Source organism: Mesorhizobium sp. M0590 (assembly GCF_040320905.1).
In the GTDB taxonomy this organism is placed as follows: Bacteria; Pseudomonadota; Alphaproteobacteria; order Rhizobiales; family Rhizobiaceae; genus Mesorhizobium.
Genome location: NZ_JAMYQN010000012.1, coordinates 20,213 through 39,805, shown reverse-complemented (window position 1 = coordinate 39,805; position 19,593 = coordinate 20,213). Strand labels below are relative to the sequence as shown.

General features: G+C 63.3%; 19 protein-coding genes and 1 other RNA gene. 1 reads left to right on the top strand and 19 read right to left on the bottom strand.

Features of this window, described 5'->3' with window-relative positions; all coding sequences use genetic code 11:
* Window positions 1–308: 308 nt before the first annotated feature.
* From murB to mraZ, 12 genes are read right to left on the bottom strand one after another with little or no spacing between them, the layout of a single operon-like run.
* The gene (murB, locus tag NKI52_RS20175) at window positions 309–1,274 is read right to left on the bottom strand and encodes a UDP-N-acetylmuramate dehydrogenase (RefSeq protein WP_031211769.1); all 966 of its coding nucleotides are present in this window, start codon (window positions 1,272–1,274) and stop codon (window positions 309–311) included.
* Entirely contained in the window at window positions 1,271–2,677 is a 1,407-nt protein-coding gene (gene murC / locus NKI52_RS20170; RefSeq protein WP_352456166.1) for a UDP-N-acetylmuramate--L-alanine ligase, read from the bottom strand. Before murC ends, murB begins: the two co-directional genes overlap by 4 nt.
* A complete protein-coding gene (gene murG / locus NKI52_RS20165; protein WP_352456167.1) occupies window positions 2,674–3,798 on the bottom strand; it encodes an undecaprenyldiphospho-muramoylpentapeptide beta-N-acetylglucosaminyltransferase in 1,125 nt (374 codons plus the stop codon). The genes murC and murG overlap by 4 nt, the downstream gene beginning before the upstream one ends.
* Before the next feature lies 1 nt (window position 3,799).
* Window positions 3,800–4,951: a putative lipid II flippase FtsW gene (ftsW, locus tag NKI52_RS20160; protein WP_352456168.1), complete on the bottom strand. Its 1,152-nt coding sequence runs from the start codon at window positions 4,949–4,951 to the stop codon at window positions 3,800–3,802.
* Entirely contained in the window at window positions 4,951–6,351 is a 1,401-nt protein-coding gene (gene murD, locus NKI52_RS20155) for a UDP-N-acetylmuramoyl-L-alanine--D-glutamate ligase (RefSeq protein ID WP_352570481.1), read from the bottom strand. Before murD ends, ftsW begins: the two co-directional genes overlap by 1 nt.
* A gap of 8 nt (window positions 6,352–6,359) precedes the next feature.
* Window positions 6,360–7,442, bottom strand: coding sequence for a phospho-N-acetylmuramoyl-pentapeptide-transferase (gene mraY, locus NKI52_RS20150; protein ID WP_023676767.1), 1,083 nt, complete (start codon window positions 7,440–7,442; stop codon window positions 6,360–6,362).
* Window positions 7,443–7,466: 24 nt separating this feature from the next.
* On the bottom strand, window positions 7,467–8,900 hold the full coding sequence (locus NKI52_RS20145) for a UDP-N-acetylmuramoylalanyl-D-glutamyl-2,6-diaminopimelate--D-alanyl-D-alanine ligase (RefSeq protein ID WP_352570482.1): 1,434 nt from the start codon (window positions 8,898–8,900) through the stop codon (window positions 7,467–7,469).
* On the bottom strand, window positions 8,897–10,351 hold the full coding sequence (locus NKI52_RS20140; protein ID WP_352699250.1) for a UDP-N-acetylmuramoyl-L-alanyl-D-glutamate--2,6-diaminopimelate ligase: 1,455 nt from the start codon (window positions 10,349–10,351) through the stop codon (window positions 8,897–8,899). Before NKI52_RS20140 ends, NKI52_RS20145 begins: the two co-directional genes overlap by 4 nt.
* 54 nt (window positions 10,352–10,405) lie before the next feature.
* Complete coding sequence (locus tag NKI52_RS20135) at window positions 10,406–12,151, bottom strand: peptidoglycan D,D-transpeptidase FtsI family protein (protein ID WP_352570485.1); 1,746 nt, start codon at window positions 12,149–12,151, stop codon at window positions 10,406–10,408.
* The gene (gene ftsL / locus NKI52_RS20130; RefSeq protein WP_023676771.1) at window positions 12,148–12,525 is read right to left on the bottom strand and encodes a cell division protein FtsL; all 378 of its coding nucleotides are present in this window, start codon (window positions 12,523–12,525) and stop codon (window positions 12,148–12,150) included. The genes NKI52_RS20135 and ftsL overlap by 4 nt, the downstream gene beginning before the upstream one ends.
* 4 nt (window positions 12,526–12,529) lie before the next feature.
* Window positions 12,530–13,561: a 16S rRNA (cytosine(1402)-N(4))-methyltransferase RsmH gene (gene rsmH, locus NKI52_RS20125; protein WP_352699248.1), complete on the bottom strand. Its 1,032-nt coding sequence runs from the start codon at window positions 13,559–13,561 to the stop codon at window positions 12,530–12,532.
* Window positions 13,558–14,016, bottom strand: coding sequence for a division/cell wall cluster transcriptional repressor MraZ (gene mraZ / locus NKI52_RS20120; RefSeq protein ID WP_352570487.1), 459 nt, complete (start codon window positions 14,014–14,016; stop codon window positions 13,558–13,560). The genes rsmH and mraZ overlap by 4 nt, the downstream gene beginning before the upstream one ends.
* Window positions 14,017–14,422: 406 nt before the next feature.
* On the opposite strand from mraZ, the gene NKI52_RS20115 reads away from it, so the two are divergent.
* Window positions 14,423–15,538: a cystathionine gamma-lyase gene (locus NKI52_RS20115; protein ID WP_352699246.1), complete on the top strand. Its 1,116-nt coding sequence runs from the start codon at window positions 14,423–14,425 to the stop codon at window positions 15,536–15,538.
* An 8-nt stretch (window positions 15,539–15,546) separates the two neighbouring features.
* On the opposite strand, the gene NKI52_RS20110 is transcribed toward NKI52_RS20115, so the two are convergent.
* From NKI52_RS20110 to NKI52_RS20080, 7 genes are all read right to left on the bottom strand, one after another.
* Window positions 15,547–15,840: a type II toxin-antitoxin system RelE/ParE family toxin gene (locus NKI52_RS20110; RefSeq protein ID WP_352456175.1), complete on the bottom strand. Its 294-nt coding sequence runs from the start codon at window positions 15,838–15,840 to the stop codon at window positions 15,547–15,549.
* Complete coding sequence (locus NKI52_RS20105; protein ID WP_352699243.1) at window positions 15,837–16,121, bottom strand: type II toxin-antitoxin system ParD family antitoxin; 285 nt, start codon at window positions 16,119–16,121, stop codon at window positions 15,837–15,839. The genes NKI52_RS20110 and NKI52_RS20105 overlap by 4 nt, the downstream gene beginning before the upstream one ends.
* A gap of 151 nt (window positions 16,122–16,272) precedes the next feature.
* Window positions 16,273–16,671: RNase P RNA component class A (gene rnpB / locus NKI52_RS20100), an RNA gene on the bottom strand.
* 59 nt (window positions 16,672–16,730) lie between these two features.
* Complete coding sequence (locus NKI52_RS20095) at window positions 16,731–17,474, bottom strand: lytic transglycosylase domain-containing protein (RefSeq protein WP_352699241.1); 744 nt, start codon at window positions 17,472–17,474, stop codon at window positions 16,731–16,733.
* A gap of 185 nt (window positions 17,475–17,659) precedes the next feature.
* Complete coding sequence (locus NKI52_RS20090) at window positions 17,660–18,427, bottom strand: N-acetylmuramoyl-L-alanine amidase (protein WP_352699239.1); 768 nt, start codon at window positions 18,425–18,427, stop codon at window positions 17,660–17,662.
* Window positions 18,424–19,143, bottom strand: a complete 720-nt coding sequence (locus NKI52_RS20085; protein ID WP_352699237.1) for a TerB family tellurite resistance protein — start codon at window positions 19,141–19,143, stop codon at window positions 18,424–18,426. Before NKI52_RS20085 ends, NKI52_RS20090 begins: the two co-directional genes overlap by 4 nt.
* A 197-nt stretch (window positions 19,144–19,340) precedes the next feature.
* Complete coding sequence (locus NKI52_RS20080) at window positions 19,341–19,547, bottom strand: hypothetical protein (protein ID WP_023676780.1); 207 nt, start codon at window positions 19,545–19,547, stop codon at window positions 19,341–19,343.
* Window positions 19,548–19,593: the final 46 nt, after the last annotated feature.

Sequence of the window (19,593 nt, the reverse complement as noted above, 5' to 3'; positions counted from 1 at the left end):
TCATTTCCTCTCACAGCAGGCCTGCACCATCATGCATGGCCCGAAAAGCATCGCGCGCACTCAAATACGCCGAGCAGCTTTGCTCCCGTGTTTCCGCAACATTGAGTCCGAGTCTCCCGGCAGGTTGCCCCCCAGACGGAAACGCGAGTAACGCGTCGAAACGACTCAAATCAGGAAACGCTTCAGGGCAGAGAATCAGAGAGTTGATTCGCTGGCAAGTGCTTACGATTCCGATGGATTCACTTTCCGCAAAAACGGCAGCAAAATGTGAATTCATGAGTCCGAAAGGCAACGGCGGGTCAGCTTGCCTAAAGCAACTGCCCGAGAAATTCCTGGACGGCATGGCCCGGCCGAAAATTACCGATGCGCTTGATCTCCCACTGCAGCCGGATGCCTGATCTTTCGAGCACGCGCGCACGCACCGTCTCACCGAGATATTCAAGCTCGTAGCCCGTGGCGGTTCCGGTGTTGATCATGAAGTTGCAATGCATCGGCGACATCTGCGCCCCACCAACCATCAGGCCGCGGCAGCCGGCCTTGTCGATCTCCTTCCAGGCCGAGGTGCCCTCAGGATTCTTGAAGGTAGAGCCACCGGTCTTTTCGCGGATCGGCTGCACGGTCTCGCGATGGTTCTGGACAGCATCCATCGCGGCCTTGATCGCCGCCTTGTCCTCAGGAATGCCTTCGAGCAGCGCCGACGTGAAGATCAGCCCGGACGGCGCCGCTGAATGGCGATAGGCATAGCCCATATCGGCATTGCTCAGCGTATGAACATTGCCCTTGCGGTCGAGTGCCCGCACCTCGACCACGCGCTCGCGCGTCTCGACGCCATTGGCGCCGGCGTTCATCCTCAGCGCTCCGCCAATGGCGCCGGGAATGCCGTGGTAGAAATGAAAGCCACCGATGCCTGCCTCGTAGGCAACGGCCGCAAGGCGCTTGTCGGGTGTCGCGGCGCCCGCCTTGATCGTGGTCGGCGCAATTACTTCGGTCTCGCCAAAGCCTTTGGCCGAAAGCCGGATGACAAAGCCCGCAATGCCGCCGTCACGGACAAGCAGGTTCGAGCCGACGCCGACGATGGTCAGCGGAATTTCCTCCGGCACCGCCTTCAGGAACGTGGCAAGATCGTCCTCGTCGGCCGGCTGGAACAATGCGTCCGCGAGCCCGCCGGCTCGAAACCAGGTGATCTTGTCCATCTCGGCATTGGGCGTGATGCGGCCGCGCAGTCCGGCAAGCCGGTCGCCAAGCTTCTCGATCAACGCCTGGCCGCGCATCATGAGATGGTCCCGCCGAGTTCCTTGGGCAGCGCATAGGCCCATTGGGTGATGTTGCCGGCGCCGAGGAAGACGACGAAATCGCCCGGCTTCGCCACCTCGCGCACGATCGGCGCAATCGCCGCCGGACCTTCGATGTAGCGTGCGTCGCGATGGCCGCCGGAGCGGATGCGCGACACCAGTGCGTCGGACGTGACGCCGTCGATCGGTTCCTCGCCGGCCGCATAGACGGGCGCCACCATTACCGTATCGGCGTCGTTGAAGCAGACGGAAAACTCGTCGAACAGATCGCGCAGCCGGGTGAAGCGATGCGGTTGTGTAACGGCGATGATGCGACCCTTGGTAGCGCTGCGCGCAGCTTTCAGTACCGCCGTGATCTCGACCGGATGATGACCGTAATCGTCGAACACATCGACACCGTTCCACGAACCGGTATGGGTGAAGCGCCGCTTGACGCCCGCGAAAGACGACAGGCCCTTCTTGATTGCCTCAGCCGAAAGGCCGAGCTCATGCGCGACGGCAATCGCCGCCGTCGCGTTGGAGACATTGTGGCGCCCGGGCATGGGCAGCCGCAGGCCTGATATCGTTATCTGGCCGTGCGTCTTGCGGTCGCGGATCACCACGTCGAATTCCGAGGTCGGGCCGTCCATGCGGTGATTGGTGAAGCGCACGTCGGCCTGCGCATTTTCGCCATAGGTGATGACGCGCCGGTCCTCGATGCGGGCGACCAGCGCCTGCACCTCGGGATGGTCGGTGCACATCACACCAAAGCCGTAGAACGGCACATTCTCGACGAACTGACGAAACGCTTCGCGCACTTTGTCGAAGGAGCCGTAATGGTCGAGGTGCTCGGGGTCGATATTGGTGACGACGGCAATCTCGGCCGGCAGCTTGAGGAAGGTGCCGTCGCTCTCGTCGGCCTCGACCACCATCCATTCGCCGTCTCCCATGCGGGCATTGGTGCCATAGGCATTGATGATGCCGCCATTGATTACCGTCGGGTCGAGCCCGCCGGCTTCGAGTAGCGTCGCCACCATCGAAGTCGTCGTCGTCTTGCCATGCGTGCCGCCGATCGCGACCGCCTGCCGGAAGCGCATCAGCTCGGCCAGCATTTCGGCGCGCCGCACGATCGGCAGCAACTTCTCTCTCGCCGCCTTCAGCTCCGGGTTGGATTTCTTGATTGCGGTGGAGACGACGACCACTTCGGCCTCGCCGAGGTTTTCGGCCTGATGGCCGACGAAGCATTCGATGCCCTTGTCGCGCAGCCGCTGCACATTGGCGCTGTCGGCCTGATCGGATCCCTGCACCTTGTAGCCGAGATTGTGCAGCACCTCGGCGATGCCGCTCATGCCGATGCCGCCAATGCCGATGAAATGCACGAGGCCGATCGTCTGTGGCATCTTCATGCGTGCGTCTCCTTCCTGAATTCCGAAACGGATTTCCTGGACGCAATAGCCTCTGTCAGATCGGCGAGCAACCGCGCCGCGTCGGGTCTTCGCACCGAGCGGGCCGCCGAGGCCATGGCGGCGAGCCTGTCGCCGTCGCCCAGCAACTCCACGATCTCGCCTGCGAGCGCCGCCGCGTCGAGGCCGGGCTGGCGCCGCATCACCGCGCCCCCCGCGTTGACGAGGATCTGTGCATTGTGGCCTTGATCGTCGTCGAGGGCATGCGGAAGAGGCACGAGGATGGCCGGCCGGCCGATCACCGAAAGCTCGAGCACCGTCGACGCGCCCGAGCGTGAGACGACGAGATGCGCGGCGGCCATGCGCGCCGGCAGATCGGAGAAGAACGACGCGACCTCGGCCTCGATGCCGAGAGCGCGGTAGTGCTCTCTCACCCGCGCCTCGTCCTCGCCGCGCGCCTGCTGCACGATGCTCAGCCGCGAGCGCATTGCGCTGGGCATCGCCGCCACCGCCTCAGGCACAGTGTCGGAAAAATAGCGCGCGCCCTGGCTGCCGCCGAAGACGAGCAGCCGCAGCGGCCCGCCGGGCTCGGGCACGGCATAGGGCCTGCCGGCCACGTCGAGCACCGCCTGCCGGACCGGATTGCCCGTCTCCACGATCTTGGCCGAGAAGGGACCGGAGGCCTTGAGGAAGCCCCCCGCAATCGCCGTCACCCGCGGCGCGAGCGCCTTGTTGGCGCGGCCCATTACCGCGTTCTGCTCATGGATCAGCGTTGGCGCACCGCGTCGCGTCGCCGCGAACAGCGGCGGCAGCGTCGGATAGCCGCCGAAGCCCACCACCGCATTCGGCCTCAGCCGGGCGATCAGGGCGGACGACTGGCGGAATCCACGCCACAGGGTCCAGAAGGTCCGCGCGACAGTCAGCGGATTTCTCGACCCGAAGGTAGCGGAGGCGATAGCGTGGACGCCGTCGCCGGGGAACCTGCCGGCATAGCGCTCGGCGCGGTCGTCGGTGGCCAGATGTACCGCCCAGCCGCGCGTCTTGAGCTCATGTGCCAGTGCCTCGGCCGGGAACAGATGTCCGCCGGTTCCGCCTGCCGCCAGAAGGATGACCCCCTTCGCCATCTCACTCCGCCGGCATCGCACGCGGCGACGGCATGAAGCCCAGCTGCTTGCGCTTTTCCGGGCGCTTGCGCGTCAGCGCCAGCACCATGCCCATCGAGATGGCGATCGCGATCTGCGAAGAGCCGCCGTAGGAGATGAACGGCAGCGTCATGCCCTTGGCCGGCATCAGCTGCAGATTGACGGCCATGTTGATGACCGACTGCAGGCCGAAGACCGTGACCAGGCCGCCAACCGCGTAGCGGGTGAAATCGTCCTGCTCCCTGAGCGCCGTGTTGAGACCGCGCAGCACGATGAAGCCGAAGATGGACATGATGAAGAAACACATGATCAGCCCGAATTCCTCGCCGGCGACAGAGAAGACGAAGTCGGCGTGGCTGTCGGGGATGACCCGCTTGACGGTACCCTCGCCCGGCCCGACGCCGAACCAGCCGCCATTGATCAGCGCCTCGCGGCCCATGTCGACCTGGAACGTGTCGCCCTCGCCGGTCATGAAGCGGTCGATACGGCCGGCAACGTGCGGGAACACTGCATAGGCGGCGAACACGCCGCCGACGCCTGCAGCACCCAGCGCGACGATCCACAGCCACGGCAATCCGGCCATGAAGAACATCACCCCCCAGGTGCCGAGCACCAGCATGGTCTGCCCGAGGTCAGGCTGCGCCACCAGCAGCGAGATGACCAGTGCAAGCAGCAACATGGCGAACAAATTGCCCGGAATGTCGGGCTGGCGCTTGTGCTCGGCGAACAACCAGGCGCAGATGATGACGAAGGCCGGTTTCAGGAACTCGGACGGCTGGATCGACAGGCCGGCTAGCGACACCCAGCGCCGCGCGCCCTTCACCTCGACGCCGATATAGAGCACCGCCACCATCAGAAACAGCATGATGCACAACATGACCAGCGCCATGCGCCGGATCTGCCTGGATTCAAGGAACGAGACGGCCAGCATTACCCCAAGCGCCGGAATGGTGAAGATAATCTGGCGTGTCGCGAAGTGGAAACTGTCTAGCCCGATGCGCTCGGCCACCGCCGGGCTTGCGGCGAAGGACAAAACGATGCCGAGCCCCATCAGCGACAGGAACGCCGCCAGGAACCAGCGATCGATCGTCCACCACCAGGTCGCCACAGGGCTTTTGTCGAGACGGCTTTGCATTATCGTGTCCCTCCGATGGGCTTCACGCCATCAATGGCGGTTGCGGCTTGCCTGAACGCCTCGCCGCGGACTTCGAAATTCTTGAACTGGTCGAAACTGGCGCAGGCCGGCGACAGCAGCACCACTGCCTCGCCGCTACTATCCCTGGCCGCATCGCGGGCGGCGTGTTCGACTGCCGCCGCCAACGTGCCTGATATCTCGTAGGGCACCGCTTCGCCCAGCGTCGCCGAAAAGGCCGGTGCGGCTTCGCCGATCAGATAGGCCTTGGCGATGCGCGGGAAGAAGCCGCGTAACGGCTCGATGCCGCCCTCTTTCGGCAGGCCGCCGGCAATCCAGTAGATACGCGCAAAGCTCGACAGCGCCGGTGCAGCGGCATCGGCATTGGTCGCCTTGGAATCGTTGACGAACAGCACATGCCCTTTGCGGCCAACCTGCTCCATGCGGTGCGCCAGCCCAGGGAAACTCTCCAGTCCGGATTGGATCTCGCCGAGCTCGAGCCCGACCTTGAGGCAGGCGGCGGCGGCGGCCAGCGCGTTCTGCGCATTGTGCTGGCCGCGCAACGAGCCGATGCCTTCGAGGAAGGCGACACGGCTGTAGCGGCCGTGCACGGCTTCCATTAAGTTGGTGCCGTCAGCGAAATAACCGTCGGTCAGCGGCAGGCGCTTGGAGATGCGGATGACCTGGCGGCCGGCCCGCTCCAGCCGATCGGCGATCTGGGCGCACCAGGAATCGTCGACACCGATGATTGCCGTCTCGCTGCCGGCCACCAGCCGCTCCTTGATCGAGGCGTAGTGTTGCATCGTGCCATGGCGGTCGAGATGGTCCGGCGTCAGGTTGAGCAGGACACCGGCCGTCGGATTGATCGAAGGGGCAAGATCGATCTGGTAGGAAGAGCACTCAACCACATAGTGCCGTTCAGGCTGCGGCGGATCGAGCGTCATCACCGCGCGGCCGATATTGCCGCCCATCTGCGTGTCGCGCCCAGCCGATTTTAGGATGTGCGCCGTCAGTGCCGTGGTCGTCGACTTGCCGTTGGTGCCGGTAATGGCAATGAAAGGTGCTGCCGGTGCCAGCAGCATCCGCTCGCGGCAGAAAAGCTCGATGTCGCCGATGATCTCCACGCCTGAGCCCCGCGCCAGCTCGACGGTCCAGTGCGGCTTGGGATGCGTCAGAGGCACGCCGGGCGACAGCACGAAGGCAGAAAACCTCGCCCAGTCCGCACCGCGCAGGTCCGCTGTCGTGATGCCGACCGCGCCGGCTTTGGCGACGCTGTCGGGATTGTCGTCCCAGGCCAGCACATCCGCGCCGCCCTCGATCAGCGCGCGCGCCGTGGCAATCCCCGAGCCACCGAGCCCGAAGAGCGAAACGCGCTTGCCTGAAAAGGATGCGGCGGGGATCAAGCGGCCTCCTATCTGAGCTTCAGGGTCGACAGGCCGACCAGCGCCAGGATGACGGCGATGATCCAGAAGCGGATCACCACCTGGCTTTCGGTCCAGCCGAGCTTTTCGAAATGATGGTGGATCGGCGCCATCAGGAAGACGCGCTTGCCGGTCATCTTGAAGTAGCCGACCTGGATGATGACCGAGAATATCTCGACGACGAACAGGCCGCCGACGATGACCAGCACGATCTCGTGCTTTGTCGCCACCGCGACCGTGCCGATCAGCCCACCCAGCGCCAGCGAGCCGGTGTCGCCCATGAAGATCGCCGCCGGCGGCGCATTGAACCAGAGGAAGCCAAGCCCGGCGCCGATCACCGCTCCAAGGACCACCGCAAGTTCACCGGTGCCGGGCACGAAATGGATCTGCAGATATTCGGCGAACACCGCGTTGCCGGAGAGATAGGCGATGACGCCGAAGGATGCGGCGGCGATCATGATCGGCACGATCGCCAGCCCGTCGAGACCGTCGGTCAGGTTCACCGCATTGCCGGCGCCGACGATGACGAAGCACGAGAACGGGATGAAGAACCAGCCGAGATTGACGAGAAACTCCTTGGCGAAAGGGAATGTCAACGATGACGAGAACGGCGCCTGGCCGTTATGCATGATCACCCAGGCGGCGATGCCGGCGATGACGAATTCGAGCCCCAGCCGCGCCTTGCCGGAAAAGCCGAGATGCGATTGCTTGGTTACTTTGAGATAATCGTCGTAAAAGCCGATCGAGCCGAATCCCAGCGTCACCAGAAGGACCACCCAGACGTAGATGCTCGACAGGTTCGCCCACAGCAGGGACGAACCGACGATGCCGGACAGGATCATCAGTCCGCCCATTGTCGGCGTTCCCGCCTTCTTGAAATGCGTCTGCGGCCCGTCGGCACGGATCGGCTGGCCCTTGCCTTGCCGCAGCCGCAGCGAATTGATGATGGTCGGTCCGAAGATGAACACGATCAGCGCCGCTGTGATCAGCGCTCCGCCGGTGCGGAATGTTATGTAGCGGAAGACGTTGAAGACCGAGATCTTGTCCGCAAATTCGACGAGCAGTGTTAGCATGCGCTTGCGTCCCCCGGACCGATCCTAGGTCTGTCTGCTGGTTGTGGCTTCCGCCGGAAACTTGCCGAGCAACGCCTCGACCAGCTTTGAAAAGCCTATGCCCTTCGACGATTTGATCATGACCACGTCGCCGGGCTTCAATTCCGATAGAAGAACCGGTTTCAGATCTTCCGCACCGGCGCGGTATTCCGTCTTGATCTCGCCCGGCAAAACGTCGGCCAGCGCCCGCATTTCCGGACCGCCGAGAAAGACCGTGCGCGTGTCGGTGCCGACGATCAGACCGGCAAGCGCGGCATGCAATTTCGCCGAATGGCTGCCGAGCTCGAGCATATCACCGAGCACGGCAATGCGCCTGCCCTCGCCCGACACCGGCGTCGTGTTGAGCAGTGCCATTGCAGCGCTCATCGACGCCGGATTGGCGTTGTAGCTCTCGTCGATCAGCGTGATCGGCCCGTTGGGGTGACGCAACACATAGCGCTTGCCGCGTCCGCGTTCGGGCGAAAGATCGGCCAGCGCCTGCGCAACTCTGGTGACGTCGGCGCCGACCAGATGCGCGGCACCAAGCACCGCGAGCACGTTCTGCACCATATGGCGGCCCGGCGCGCCGATCCTGGCGACAATCTCGTGCCCGCCAATCTTGGCGGTGATGACCGAGTGATCGGCATTGAGCTCGCATTTGATCAGCTTGAAGGTCGCCCGGGCATTCTCGCCGAACCCGTAGACATGCTCGACGCCGGCCTCTTTGGCCATCTTCTCCAGCAGCTTCCAGCGCGCATCGTCGCGGTTGAGAAGGGCGGCGCCACCGGGCTCCAGTCCCTCGAAAACCTCTGCCTTGGCCTTGGCGATCTCGTCCAGGTTGCGGAAGAAGCCGAGGTGAGCCGCCGCGATCAACGTGACGATGGCGACATGCGGCCGGACCATCTTGACCAGAGGCCGGATCTCGTCGGGATGGTTCATGCCGATCTCGAAGACGGCATAGTCGCAATCCTGCGGCATGCGCGCCAGCGTCAGCGGCACGCCCCAGTGATTGTTGAACGACTGGGCCGATGCATGCACCGTACCGACCGCGGAGAGAGCGTGGCGTAGCGCTTCCTTGGTGGTGGTCTTGCCCGCCGACCCGGTCACGGCAATCACCCTGGCCTTTGAGCGTGCGCGCGCGGCAACGCCGAGCTTTTCCAGAGCGACAAGCACGTCCTCCACGACGATCATCGGTGCCGTCAGCCGCCCCAGCGACGGCAGCTTGCCCTCGGCGACGACCAGCACGCCGGCGCCCGCCTTGATGGCGGCGGTGACGAAATCATGGCCGTCCATAGCCTCGCCCTTGATGGCGAAGAAAGCGTCTCCCGGCTGCAGGCTGCGGCTATCGATGGAAATGCCGGCGATGCCTTCAGGCATCGGACCGAGCGGCCGGCCATCCATGGCGGCAACCAGCGCCTCGGAGGTCCACAGATAACTCACGCTGCTTGCTCCCGCAGCGCCGAGCGAACTTCTTCATGATCGGAAAAATGCAGCGTCTCGGTGCCGATGGTCTGGCCTTCCTCATGGCCCTTGCCGGCCACGATCAGCGTGTCGCCAGCGTGAAGCATCCCGACCGCCTCGTGGATGGCCTTGCGCCGGTCGCCGATCTCGATGGCGCCAGGTGCGGCCTCCAGGATCGCGGCGCGGATCGTCTCGGGTACTTCCGAGCGGGGATTGTCGTCGGTGACGATGACGACGTCGGCCAGCCTTGTGGCGATCTCGCCCATGATCGGCCGCTTGCCCCGATCGCGGTCGCCGCCGCAACCGAATACGACGATGACGCGGCCGGTGGTAAAGGGGCGCACCGAAGCCAGCACGTTTTCCAGCGCATCCGGCTTATGAGCGTAGTCGACATAGACGGGCGCGCCGTTGGCGGCCGTCCCGACAAGGTCGAGCCGTCCCGGCGCGCCCTTCAATTTCTCCAGCGCCATTAACGCCTTGGCAACAGATGTTCCAGTCGAAATGGCGAGGCCGGCCGACACCAGCGCATTTGCAATCTGGAAGTCGCCGGCCAGCGGCAAGTCGACTTCATGGAGAACGCCGTCCGCTTCGACCTCGGCGCGCTGGCGGTGGCGCTCGTGCTCGACCCGCTTCAGCCGCAGGAAATCGCCGTGGCGGCCGACCGTCAGCACATTCAGTCCCCCTGCCCGCGCCGCCTTGATCGTCGGCTCCGACCACGGGTCGTCGGCAAAGATGACCGCCGGCGCGCCCTTCGGCAGCAGCGCGTCGAACAGACGCAATTTGGCGCGATGATAGTCCTCGACCGTCGGATGATAGTCCATATGGTCGCGGCCGAGATTGGTGAAGCCGCCGGCCGCAAGCTTGACGCCGTCGAGCCGGCGCTGGTCGAGGCCATGGCTGGACGCTTCCATCGAGGCGTGGGTGACGCCGGCCTCCGCCAGCTCCTTGAGCAGCCTGTGCAGTGCCACCGGATCCGGCGTGGTCAGCGAGCCATATTCGTTGCGGCCCGGCGCCACCACGCCGGTCGTGCCGATCGAGGCGGCGGCAAAACCCGCCTGCTCCCATATCTGCCGGGTGAATGCGGCGACCGAGGTCTTGCCGCTGGTTCCGGTCACCGCGACCATGGTTTGCGGTTGCATGCCGAAAAAACGGGCAGCACTCAGCGCCAGTGCAAGGCGCGGATCGTCTACGACAAGAACCGGGACTGGCAGCCCGGCGACGGCACTGCCCTTGCCGACCACGATCGCTGCAGCGCCTCGGCTCGCGGCATCGGCTGCGTAGGCTGCGCCATCCGCCTTGGAGCCGGTGAGCGCGAAAAAGACGACGCCCCGTGTTACCTGGCGGGAATCCGACGAAATCCCTGTAACCTCCATGTCGAAGGAAGCTGTCCCCTCGACAGGCAGGATACCGGCTAGATTTTTCAGCTTCATCGAACCCCGTTCATCGCAACAAAATAGCGCGCAGTTGCCGGCGCGCCCCAAGAATCACTGATAGGAAACCAGCGTTGCACCATTTTCATGGCTGAAATCTGGCTTCACGCCAAGCATGGAAGCCGCACGTCGGATGATGTTTGCAGCCATGATGCCCGCGTTCGAGGCGGCCGTAGCACCCATGCCGGGCTTTTCCGGCTTCGGTTCGTCGGCGATCGTAAGCACTATGTATTGCGGATCGTCCATCGGGAAAGCCGCAACGAAGGCGTTGAAATTCTTTTCCTTCGAGTAACGGCCGTTGACGACCTTCTCCGCCGTTCCCGTCTTGCCGCCCACCCGGTATCCTGGCACCCGTGCATTGCGGCCGGATCCCTTTTCGGCATTGAGTGCATAGAGATAGCGCATGCCCTCGACCGTCTTGTCGCTGACCACTTTCTTGGCCACCGCCATCGCCTGCTCCTGCGTGCGCGGCAGGAAGGTCGGGTCCATCAGATAGCCGCCATTCATCAGCGCGGCGCAGCCGACCGCTGTCTGCAGCGGCGTCGTCGACACACCGTGGCCGAAGGCGATGGTGATCGAATTGACCTGCTTCCAGACCTTGGGCTCGGTCGGCCGAGCGACTTCCGGCAGTTCGGTCTGCATCTTCTCGAGGATTCCCAGGCGATGCAGGAATTCGCGGTGTCCGTCGATGCCAACCGCTTCGGCTTCCTTGGCAGAGCCGATATTGGAGGAGTAGATGAACACTTCCGGCACCGACAGTACCCGGCCCTTGCCATGGAAATCATGGATGGTTTGATGGCCGATCCTGATCGGGCGCGACGCGTCGAAACGGCTTTGCAGCGTTATCTTGCCGGAATCGAGCGCCATAGCGGTGGTGAAGCTCTTGAAGGTCGACCCCATTTCATAGAGGCCGGCCGACATACGGTTGAGCCTGTCCTTGTCCTGCGCGTTATAGGGGTTGTTCGGATCGAAATCCGGAACCGACGCCATCGCCAGCACCTCGCCGGTCTTGACGTTGAGCACAACGGCGCCCGCCGCGATCGCGTGGTACTTTTCCATGCCGGTGGCGACCTCGTCGCGCACGATATGCTGGACGCGCAGGTCGATCGAGAGCTGCACCGGCTTCAAATCCTTGGCCACCGCCAGACCCGACGCCTGAAGGTCGCTCAAGCCCTGTTCGTCGATGTATTTCTCCATGCCGGAGATGCCCTGATTGTCGATGTTGGTGAGGCCGACAATGTAGGACGAGGTTTCGCCGGCCGGATAGAACCGGCGCTTTTCGGTGCGAAAGCCGAATCCGGGGATGCCGAGTTGCATGATGTCGGCCTGCTGCTTCGGCGTCAGTTGCCGCTGCAGCCAGACGAACCCGGCGCCGCTCTTCAGCTTGTTATATGTCTGCTCGTAGTCGATCTCGGGAAGCACCGTCGACAGCTTTTCGATCGCCTCGTCTGCATCGACGATGCGGCGCGGTTCGGCAAACAGCGACGCGGTCTTGATGTCGGTCGCCAGCACTTCGCCGTTACGGTCGACGATGTCGGGTCGCGATGCCGTCACCCGGCTCTGCGGCCCGCCCGACAGGTCGGGATTCTGGAAACCCAGATAGACCAGCCGCCCGGCAATGGTCGAATAGATGCCGAAGAACACCGCCATCGTCATGATGATGCGGGTCCTGCCCTTGCCACCGGTCGCCTTACGGGCACCTTCGACCACGATCGATCCGCCCGCGCTGGGCTTCGAACCGCGCTTCAGCAGCCTGCCAACCTTTGGAAATCTGGCGGCGATTGGAAATCCGGTGATCATTGGACGATGCCTCCGGTCACCACGGGATCCTTGCCGCCGATATCGGCCATGCCGCCCAGCCGCTGCGATGAAAGGTCCTCGATATTGACGGGTTTCGCCGGCAGATCGTCCAGCCCGACGATCTGCCGCGCATTGACCGGCTCGAGTCCGAGTTGCGATTTGTAGATTTCGGTGAGCTTCTGCAGGCGCGACGGCTGGGTAAGCAGGCTCCAGTCCGCCTTGAGCAGGTCGATCGTGTCCTCCTCATAACGGATCTGCGCCTGGATCTTGTGCACTGCCGCCAGTTGCTCCTCGGCCTCGCGCTTGGTCTTGTAGGTCAGGGCAGCCGCAGAAACCATGACGGCGATCAGGACTATGTCGCTGGTACGAAACACGTGCTCACCTCTCTCCCGGTCGATCGGCGCCGGGAAGCTTTGGGCCAGGCAGTTTTGGCAGGCCGAAAATCGAAAAATCGCCGGCGCGCGCCGGCGCCTCTGTACGGATCGCAGCGCGCAGCCTTGCCGAGCGCGCCCGCGGATTTGCCGTTATCTCGGCATCGCCAGGTGTCACGCCGCCGCCCTTCTTGGTGAAGGTGGCGGTGCGCGCCCGCGCCTCGGGCAGGTGCCGCGATCCGGTCGCTGAATCGGCTCTGTCGGCGATGAAGCGCTTGACGATGCGGTCCTCGAGGGAATGGAAGGTCACCACGGCAAGCCGCCCGCCCGGTTTCAGCACGCGCTCGGCGGCAAACAGTGCCTTGGCCAGTTCGCCGAGTTCGTCATTGACGAAGATGCGCAGCGCCTGGAAAACGCGGGTGGCCGGATGGATCTTATCTTTCGGCGCGCGACCGATATGCGTCTCGATGGCATCGGCAAGGTCGAGCGTGCGCTCGAAGGGGCGTTTTTCGCGACGGCTCTCGATCATGCGGGCGATGCGCCCGGCATGGCGTTCCTCGCCGAGAAAACCGAAGATGCGGGCAAGATCGCCCACCTTGAAGGTGTTGACGACGGCGGCGGCGCTCAGGCCCGCCTGCGCCATGCGCATGTCGAGCGGTCCATCGGCCCGGAATGAAAAGCCGCGCTCCGGCTGGTCGATCTGCATGGAGGAGATGCCGATGTCGAGCACGACGCCATCGGCACTTTCAACCTGCTCGTCGAGCGTCGAGAACGGTGCCTGGACAAGCCTGAGCTTGCCGCCGGACTGCTGTTCAAGGGCCCGCCCCGCCGCGATCGCATCCGGATCGCGGTCGATGGCGACGACCGAGGCTCCGCTTGCCAGAATGGCCTTGGTGTAGCCGCCGGCACCGAACGTGCCGTCGACGATCACCTCGCCTTTTGTCGGCGCCAGCGCCTCCAGAACTTCGGCAAGGAGCACCGGAATGTGACGGGCTGGTCCGCCAGCGGCATGAACTTCATCGCCGTCGCCCGCCATCATTCCAGCCGCTCCCCGGGCTTCGTCCCCTGCCGAAGCTGCAAAAGCCGGGCACGTGCTTCCGTCCCATAGGCGCTGAGCCGTCCCGGCTCCCAGATCTGAAAGAAATTGCCGCGGCCAACGAAGGCCACTTCCGCTGAAATGCCGGTATGCTCGCGAATGAAATCGCTCATCGTGATACGGCCGTCCTGGTCGAGCTTCAGAAACGTTCCATCGCCATGGCAGAAGAACGACATGTCGTCCGCCGTCTGCAGGAACGGGTCTTCCTGGGCGATACGCTGCTCGTAGCGATCGAGCAGGTCGAGCCCACCGACATCCATCGCCGGGCGATCCAGGCAGCGTAGCGCATAAAGTTCCGAATAGCCGCGTTTCTGCACAACGGCACGGAAATGCGCAGGCACGGACACCCGTCCCTTCGCATCGATCCTGTTCACCGCGTTCGACAGAAACCGGTCCATTACGCGTTACGGCCGCTTGCGCCGCCGCACCCCTCTGCATCTTCCTGTCCGCGCCGCCCCAGCCCGGTCGGCGTCCAAAACCCACTTCGTTATAACGGGCGAACGCAGGCAAACGCGCAGCCGCCGCGGCTGCCCGGTTGGCGTACGCTTCACCCTGACACGGAACGAAGGCTTGAGTATCGGAATGGGATATCATGGGGTGTTATGGGCGTCAACGGGAACAGTCTTCAAAACGCGCCTGCCACGACTGGGGAGAGCAGCTTTGACGGCACTCCCGTCTTTATCGTCTATTAAGCCTAACGAAGCGTTTAGAGCCGTGTGGCCCAACCGGAGCCGACTTGCTGCGGATCGCTGCCGCGCATAGCCTCGGCATCTCCTTTTCCGGTCAGTAACGAGGTTTGAAATCATGTTCGAAACAGCCAAGTCACGCGCCGCGGCACTTCCCCATCTGCGCCGCGGCGGGCTGGCCAAGGGCGACCCGATCCCCTTGCCCCTGACCATGGCCGCCATCTTTCATGCGCCCGGCGACGCCACCGGCTTCGATCAATATGGCCGCTTCAGCAATCCGACCTGGGATGCGGTCGAGCACATGCTGGCGCATTTGGAAGACGCCCCATGCGTCGCCTTCCCCTCGGGGATGGCTGCCATCTCGGCGGTATTTTTCGGCCTGCTCAAAGCCGGCGACCGTATCCTGCTGCCGTCCGACGGCTATCACACGACGAGAGCGCTGGCAGAGCGTTTCCTGAAATCCTTCGGCGTTGCCTACGATGTCCGGCCGACGTCGAGCTTCCTCGACGGCGGCTTCGATAGGTATCGGCTTGCGTTCGTCGAAACGCCCGCCAACCCAGGACTGGACATATGCGACATCGCAGCCGTCGCCGAGGCCGTGCATAGAGCGGGTGCGGTGCTTGTGGTCGACAACACGACGATGACGCCTTTCGGCCAGCGCCCGCTCGATCTCGGCGCAGATATCGTCATTGCCGCCGACACCAAGGCACCAAACGGCCATTCCGATGTGCTGTTCGGCCATGTCGCCAGCCGCGACGCGGACATTATCTCGAGGGTGACCGACTGGCGCGAGACGTCGGGCGCCATCCCCGGGCCGTTCGAGGCATGGCTGGTGCATCGCGGCCTCGAAACGCTGGACGTGCGCTTCGACCGCATGTGCGCTTCCGCCGAAATGATAGCGCGACGGCTGACAAACCATCGCGCGATCAGCGGCTTGCGCTTTCCGGGACTGGAGAGCGATCCATCGCACAATCTTGCCTGCGCCCAGATGGAGCGCTTCGGCTTTCTCATCTCCTTCGTGCTCGCCTCGGAGGACAAGGCCGAGGATTTCATCAACAGCTGCGCCTTGATGCAGGCCGCGACATCGTTCGGCGGTGTACACACCTCGGCCGAACGGCGATCAAAAAGGGGAGATGCCGTTCCGCCCGGCTTCGTTCGCCTGTCGGTCGGCTGCGAGCCGGTGGAAGAGCTTTGGCAAGCGATCGAAGCGTCGCTAGATGCAATCGGTGGCTGAATCGGCAATCACGAATTCAGATCGTCGGCATCAATCTTGCGCCGGCCGTGCAGCACGCGAATGATTTCGATCGCCTCTTCGCGGACACGATACAAGGTGAGGTATTCGCCGACGATCAGGTGACGGATTCCGGTTGCGATGTCTTCGCGCGGCGCACCTGAGAAGGGGTGCAGGGTCAGCAAATCCCACCGCCTTTGCAAGAGATCCACGAGCCGAACCGCCGCATTTGGATTCTGTTCGGCAATGTAGTCGCCGATGGCTTCGAGGTCGATCAATGCCTGAGGAAGCAGGCGGTATTTCACTCCTCAAGGCCTTTGGTTCCGGCCACTTTCAGATATTTGGCGCGCAGCCGTTCCATGATTGGCGGCCCGTCCAGCCCCGGACCGCTGTCGATCCCCTCCTGCACCAGCTTGCGCAATTCCTCGACCGTGTAGCCGAGCAGGTCGCGCCGGTCCTTCCATTGCCGCAGCGCGTCGCGGATCACCTCGCTCGCCGAGGCATATTCGCCGGCGGCGACCACGTCGTCGACCGCCGCCGCCAGTTCCGGCGACAGCGTGATGCTGCGTTTGTCAACGTGGCCCATGGCGCACTCCTGATCAATCTCTCAATGGTACGATTAAATCGTACCAATTTCAAGGATTGTCGCGCTCGGCTGCAGGGGTCGAAAGTGAATCAACGGCTGCGCCCGAAGACGCAACCTGCTGATATCAGGAGATTTCCTTTTATCGGGGAAAACTGCCAGCTGGCCTGTAAGCCGGGTTCTGTATGGCCCTCGCCCCTTACGGGGCGAGAACGTGGCGGCCATTCATCTTGGGCGCATGTTGCCACGCGCCTCACGCAACCTACCCGGACGGTGAGCCGGAAACAGCCCTCGAGGGTTTCCCCTCGCACCGCCCCTATTCGGTCTTGCTCCCGGTGGGGTTTACCGTGCCGCTCCTGTCGCCAGTCGCGCGGTGGGCTCTTACCCCACCCTTTCACCCTTGCCACGATTGGATCGTGGCGGTTTGCTTTCTGTGGCACTTTCCCTGGGGTCGCCCCCGCCGGCCATTAACCGGCACCGTGTCTCCATGGAGCCCGGACTTTCCTCACCCGCAGCCTTTCGGCTTCGCGGGTGCGGCCGCCCGGCCAGCTGGCAAGGCGTATAAAGGGGTTCAGGCCCGAAAACGCAAACGAAAAAGCAAGTTGTCGCTTGTCAGGCGGGCGCTCCAAGTGCTGCCAGCTGGACCTTGACCTTGCCGCAATAGGCTGCGGACACCGGATTCATCCGTGTGGCGGCGTGGCCGGCATTGTATTTCAGGATCGTGCCGCAGGTCGTGCCGCCGCCGAGATCCCGCGCCATGGCAAGGTACTTCATGCCGTATTTGATGTTGGTATCGGGATCGTAGAGACCCTGAACCGGACCGCTATAGCCCATCATCCTTGCCGTCGCCGGCTTGATCTGCATCAGGCCGATCTCGCCGGCGCTGCCGACCTGGTTCGGTTGGTAGTTGCTTTCGATCTTGATGACGGCGTTGGCGAGCGACACCGGGACGCCATAGCTGGCGGCATAACGCGCAATGATCGCCGAATACTGTCCGCTGCCGCCGACAACCACCGCCTGAGGCGCTGGCCTGCTCTTCGGAGCGACTGACGCCGTTGCCATGGGGTCGATGCGTTTGCGGTTACGCTTCACATGCTGTTTGGCGATTGTCTTTCTCGCAGCGGTTGGCCTTTTCGCGGAGACTGGCTTTTTCGTCCTTACCGCGGCCGCTTTTTCCACTTTTGCGGTGGCGGTTTTCTCTACTTTTGCACCACCCTTCGGCATGGCGGTTTTGCCGGCTGCGGCACTGAAGCCCTGATCGGCCCGCTGGCTCAGCGGTGCGCTGTTCGCCGCACTGAAGGCAAAAGTCATTACGCCGGCAGCAATGGCTGCCGTTAAAACGGTCAATTTCTGCATGTGATCCTGTTCTGTTTGATCTGCACAAAGAACTTCGCGCAGATACCCTCAATCAACATCGGAACATTTGGGGGGATAGACGTCCGACAATCTGTACGGATCGCCTTTGACGACGGAATTGGCGCCAAAGAAGGCGGCGCAAGTCACTTTGAGTAACAGATTGTAACTTTTAAGCTGGCAAAAGATTATTTGAGAGAGGCTATCCTTACGGAAGCGAGCAGCCTTTCCAGCGTGCGGATCGTCGATCCGTCAGCCATGCCATCGACCAGGCGCTGCCGGAAATGCCGCTGAAATGCCTCGACCACGATTTCGGTCTGCCGGTCGAAAGTGCCGGTGATCTCGACGCCATAACCATAGAGCGCCAGCATCGACTGCAGCGCCTCTACCTCGGCGCCGGTATCGCCTGGCTTCAGCACGGCGCCGCGCCGGATCGGTGCTGCCGGCACAACATGGCCGATACCGGCGGCAAACAAGGCCTTCCATGGAAATTTCTCGCCTGGATCGACCTTTCGCCCCGGTGCCACGTCGGAATGGGCAAGCACCCGCTGCGCCGGAATGGAATGGCGCTCGATGATCCCAGCGCACAGGCCGATCACCGCGTCGATCTGCGGTTTTGGAAAGTTGCGATAGCCGAGCGTATGCCCCGGATTGACGATCTCGATGCCGATCGAACAGGAGTTGATGTCGCTCTGTCCGAACCACGAGCTCTTACCGGCATGCCAGGCGCGGTCGCTTTCCCTTACCATCTGAACAAAGCGGCCGTCCTCATGGACCAGGTAGTGCGACGAGACCTCGCTTGCCGGATCGCACAACCATGCCTCGGCACCGGCGCCGGTAGCCATGCCGGTGTAGTGCAGCACGATCATATCGGGTCCGAGCGTCCCGCGCCGTGGTCCGAAATTCGGCGATACCCTGACCTCGGCGCTCGGCTCATCGGGCGGAAAGCCGCTCATGCGTGCCGCAGGCCTCGCTCGATCATTTCATAGGCCGCGTTGATCGCCGCCAGCCTGGTCGTCGCGATCTTGATGAATTCCTGCGGCAGGCCGCGTGCGATCAGCCGGTCCGGATGATTGTCGGAGACCAGCTTGCGGTAACGCCTGCGGACCTCCTCGAACGGCTTCCCACGCTCGATGCCGAGCACAATATAGGGATCGGCGGCACCCAGATCGACATGCCGGGCCAGGATGCTCTGGTAATGCGCCTCATTGATGCGGAATATCTCGGCGATGCGATGCAGGAATTGGCCCTCGCGCTCATGCACCAGCCCGTCGGCCTTGGCGATGTGGAACAGCCCGTCGAGTATGTCCTCGAGCATCAGGCAGTTCGAATGGCCCGAACCGCAAAGCTGCGCCATCCGCTCGGCATAGGTCTCGAAACCGGCAATGTCGCGTTTGGCCAAATCGTAGAGCCGCGCCACATTGCGCCTCTGTTCCTTCGGCACCTCGAATATTTCCTGGAAGGCGCGCACCTCGTCTTGCGTGACGATGCCGTCTGCCTTGGCCATCTTGGCCGACAGGGCGATCATCGCCACCGAGAAGGCGACGCGCCGGCGCAGATCGGCATCGCCGGAGAAAACCGTGCGCACGGCCTCGACCACTTCGGCGACGCCTGACGACGCTGAAGATGAAACGCGTGTGACGAAGTCGCCAAGGCGGTCCCAAATCGACATGGGGGCTTCATAGGGCCAACCACCCATCGCTATCAAGCCAAGACAGTGCCGCAGGGGCTGGCCCAATCGATTTGGCGCAATGCCTGAGGCGGCTGGCGCCAGCGCTCACGTCGTCGCACTCGGCCGCCAGGCGCTGCTATCGTAAGCAGCAGAAAGGCCGGCCTGTGAGGCCAGCCTTTCCTTGGTTGCCACATTGACTACTGAGCCGGAGCAGCCGGCGCAGGCGCCGGAGCCGGAGCCGGCTCGGCAGGCTTGTTGGCGTCAGGAGCAGCCGGCTTCATCGTCTGGTCGGATGCCGGCGGGTTGGTGCTCTGCGTCGTGGTGTTGTCGGTGCCGCTGTTGCTGCAGGCGGCAAGGCCAAGCAACGCAAGCGCCGACACCGACGCAAGAATGAGTTTCTTCATGATATCTCTCCTCTAATCACGCCTCCGTTACCGGCGGCGGTCGAGG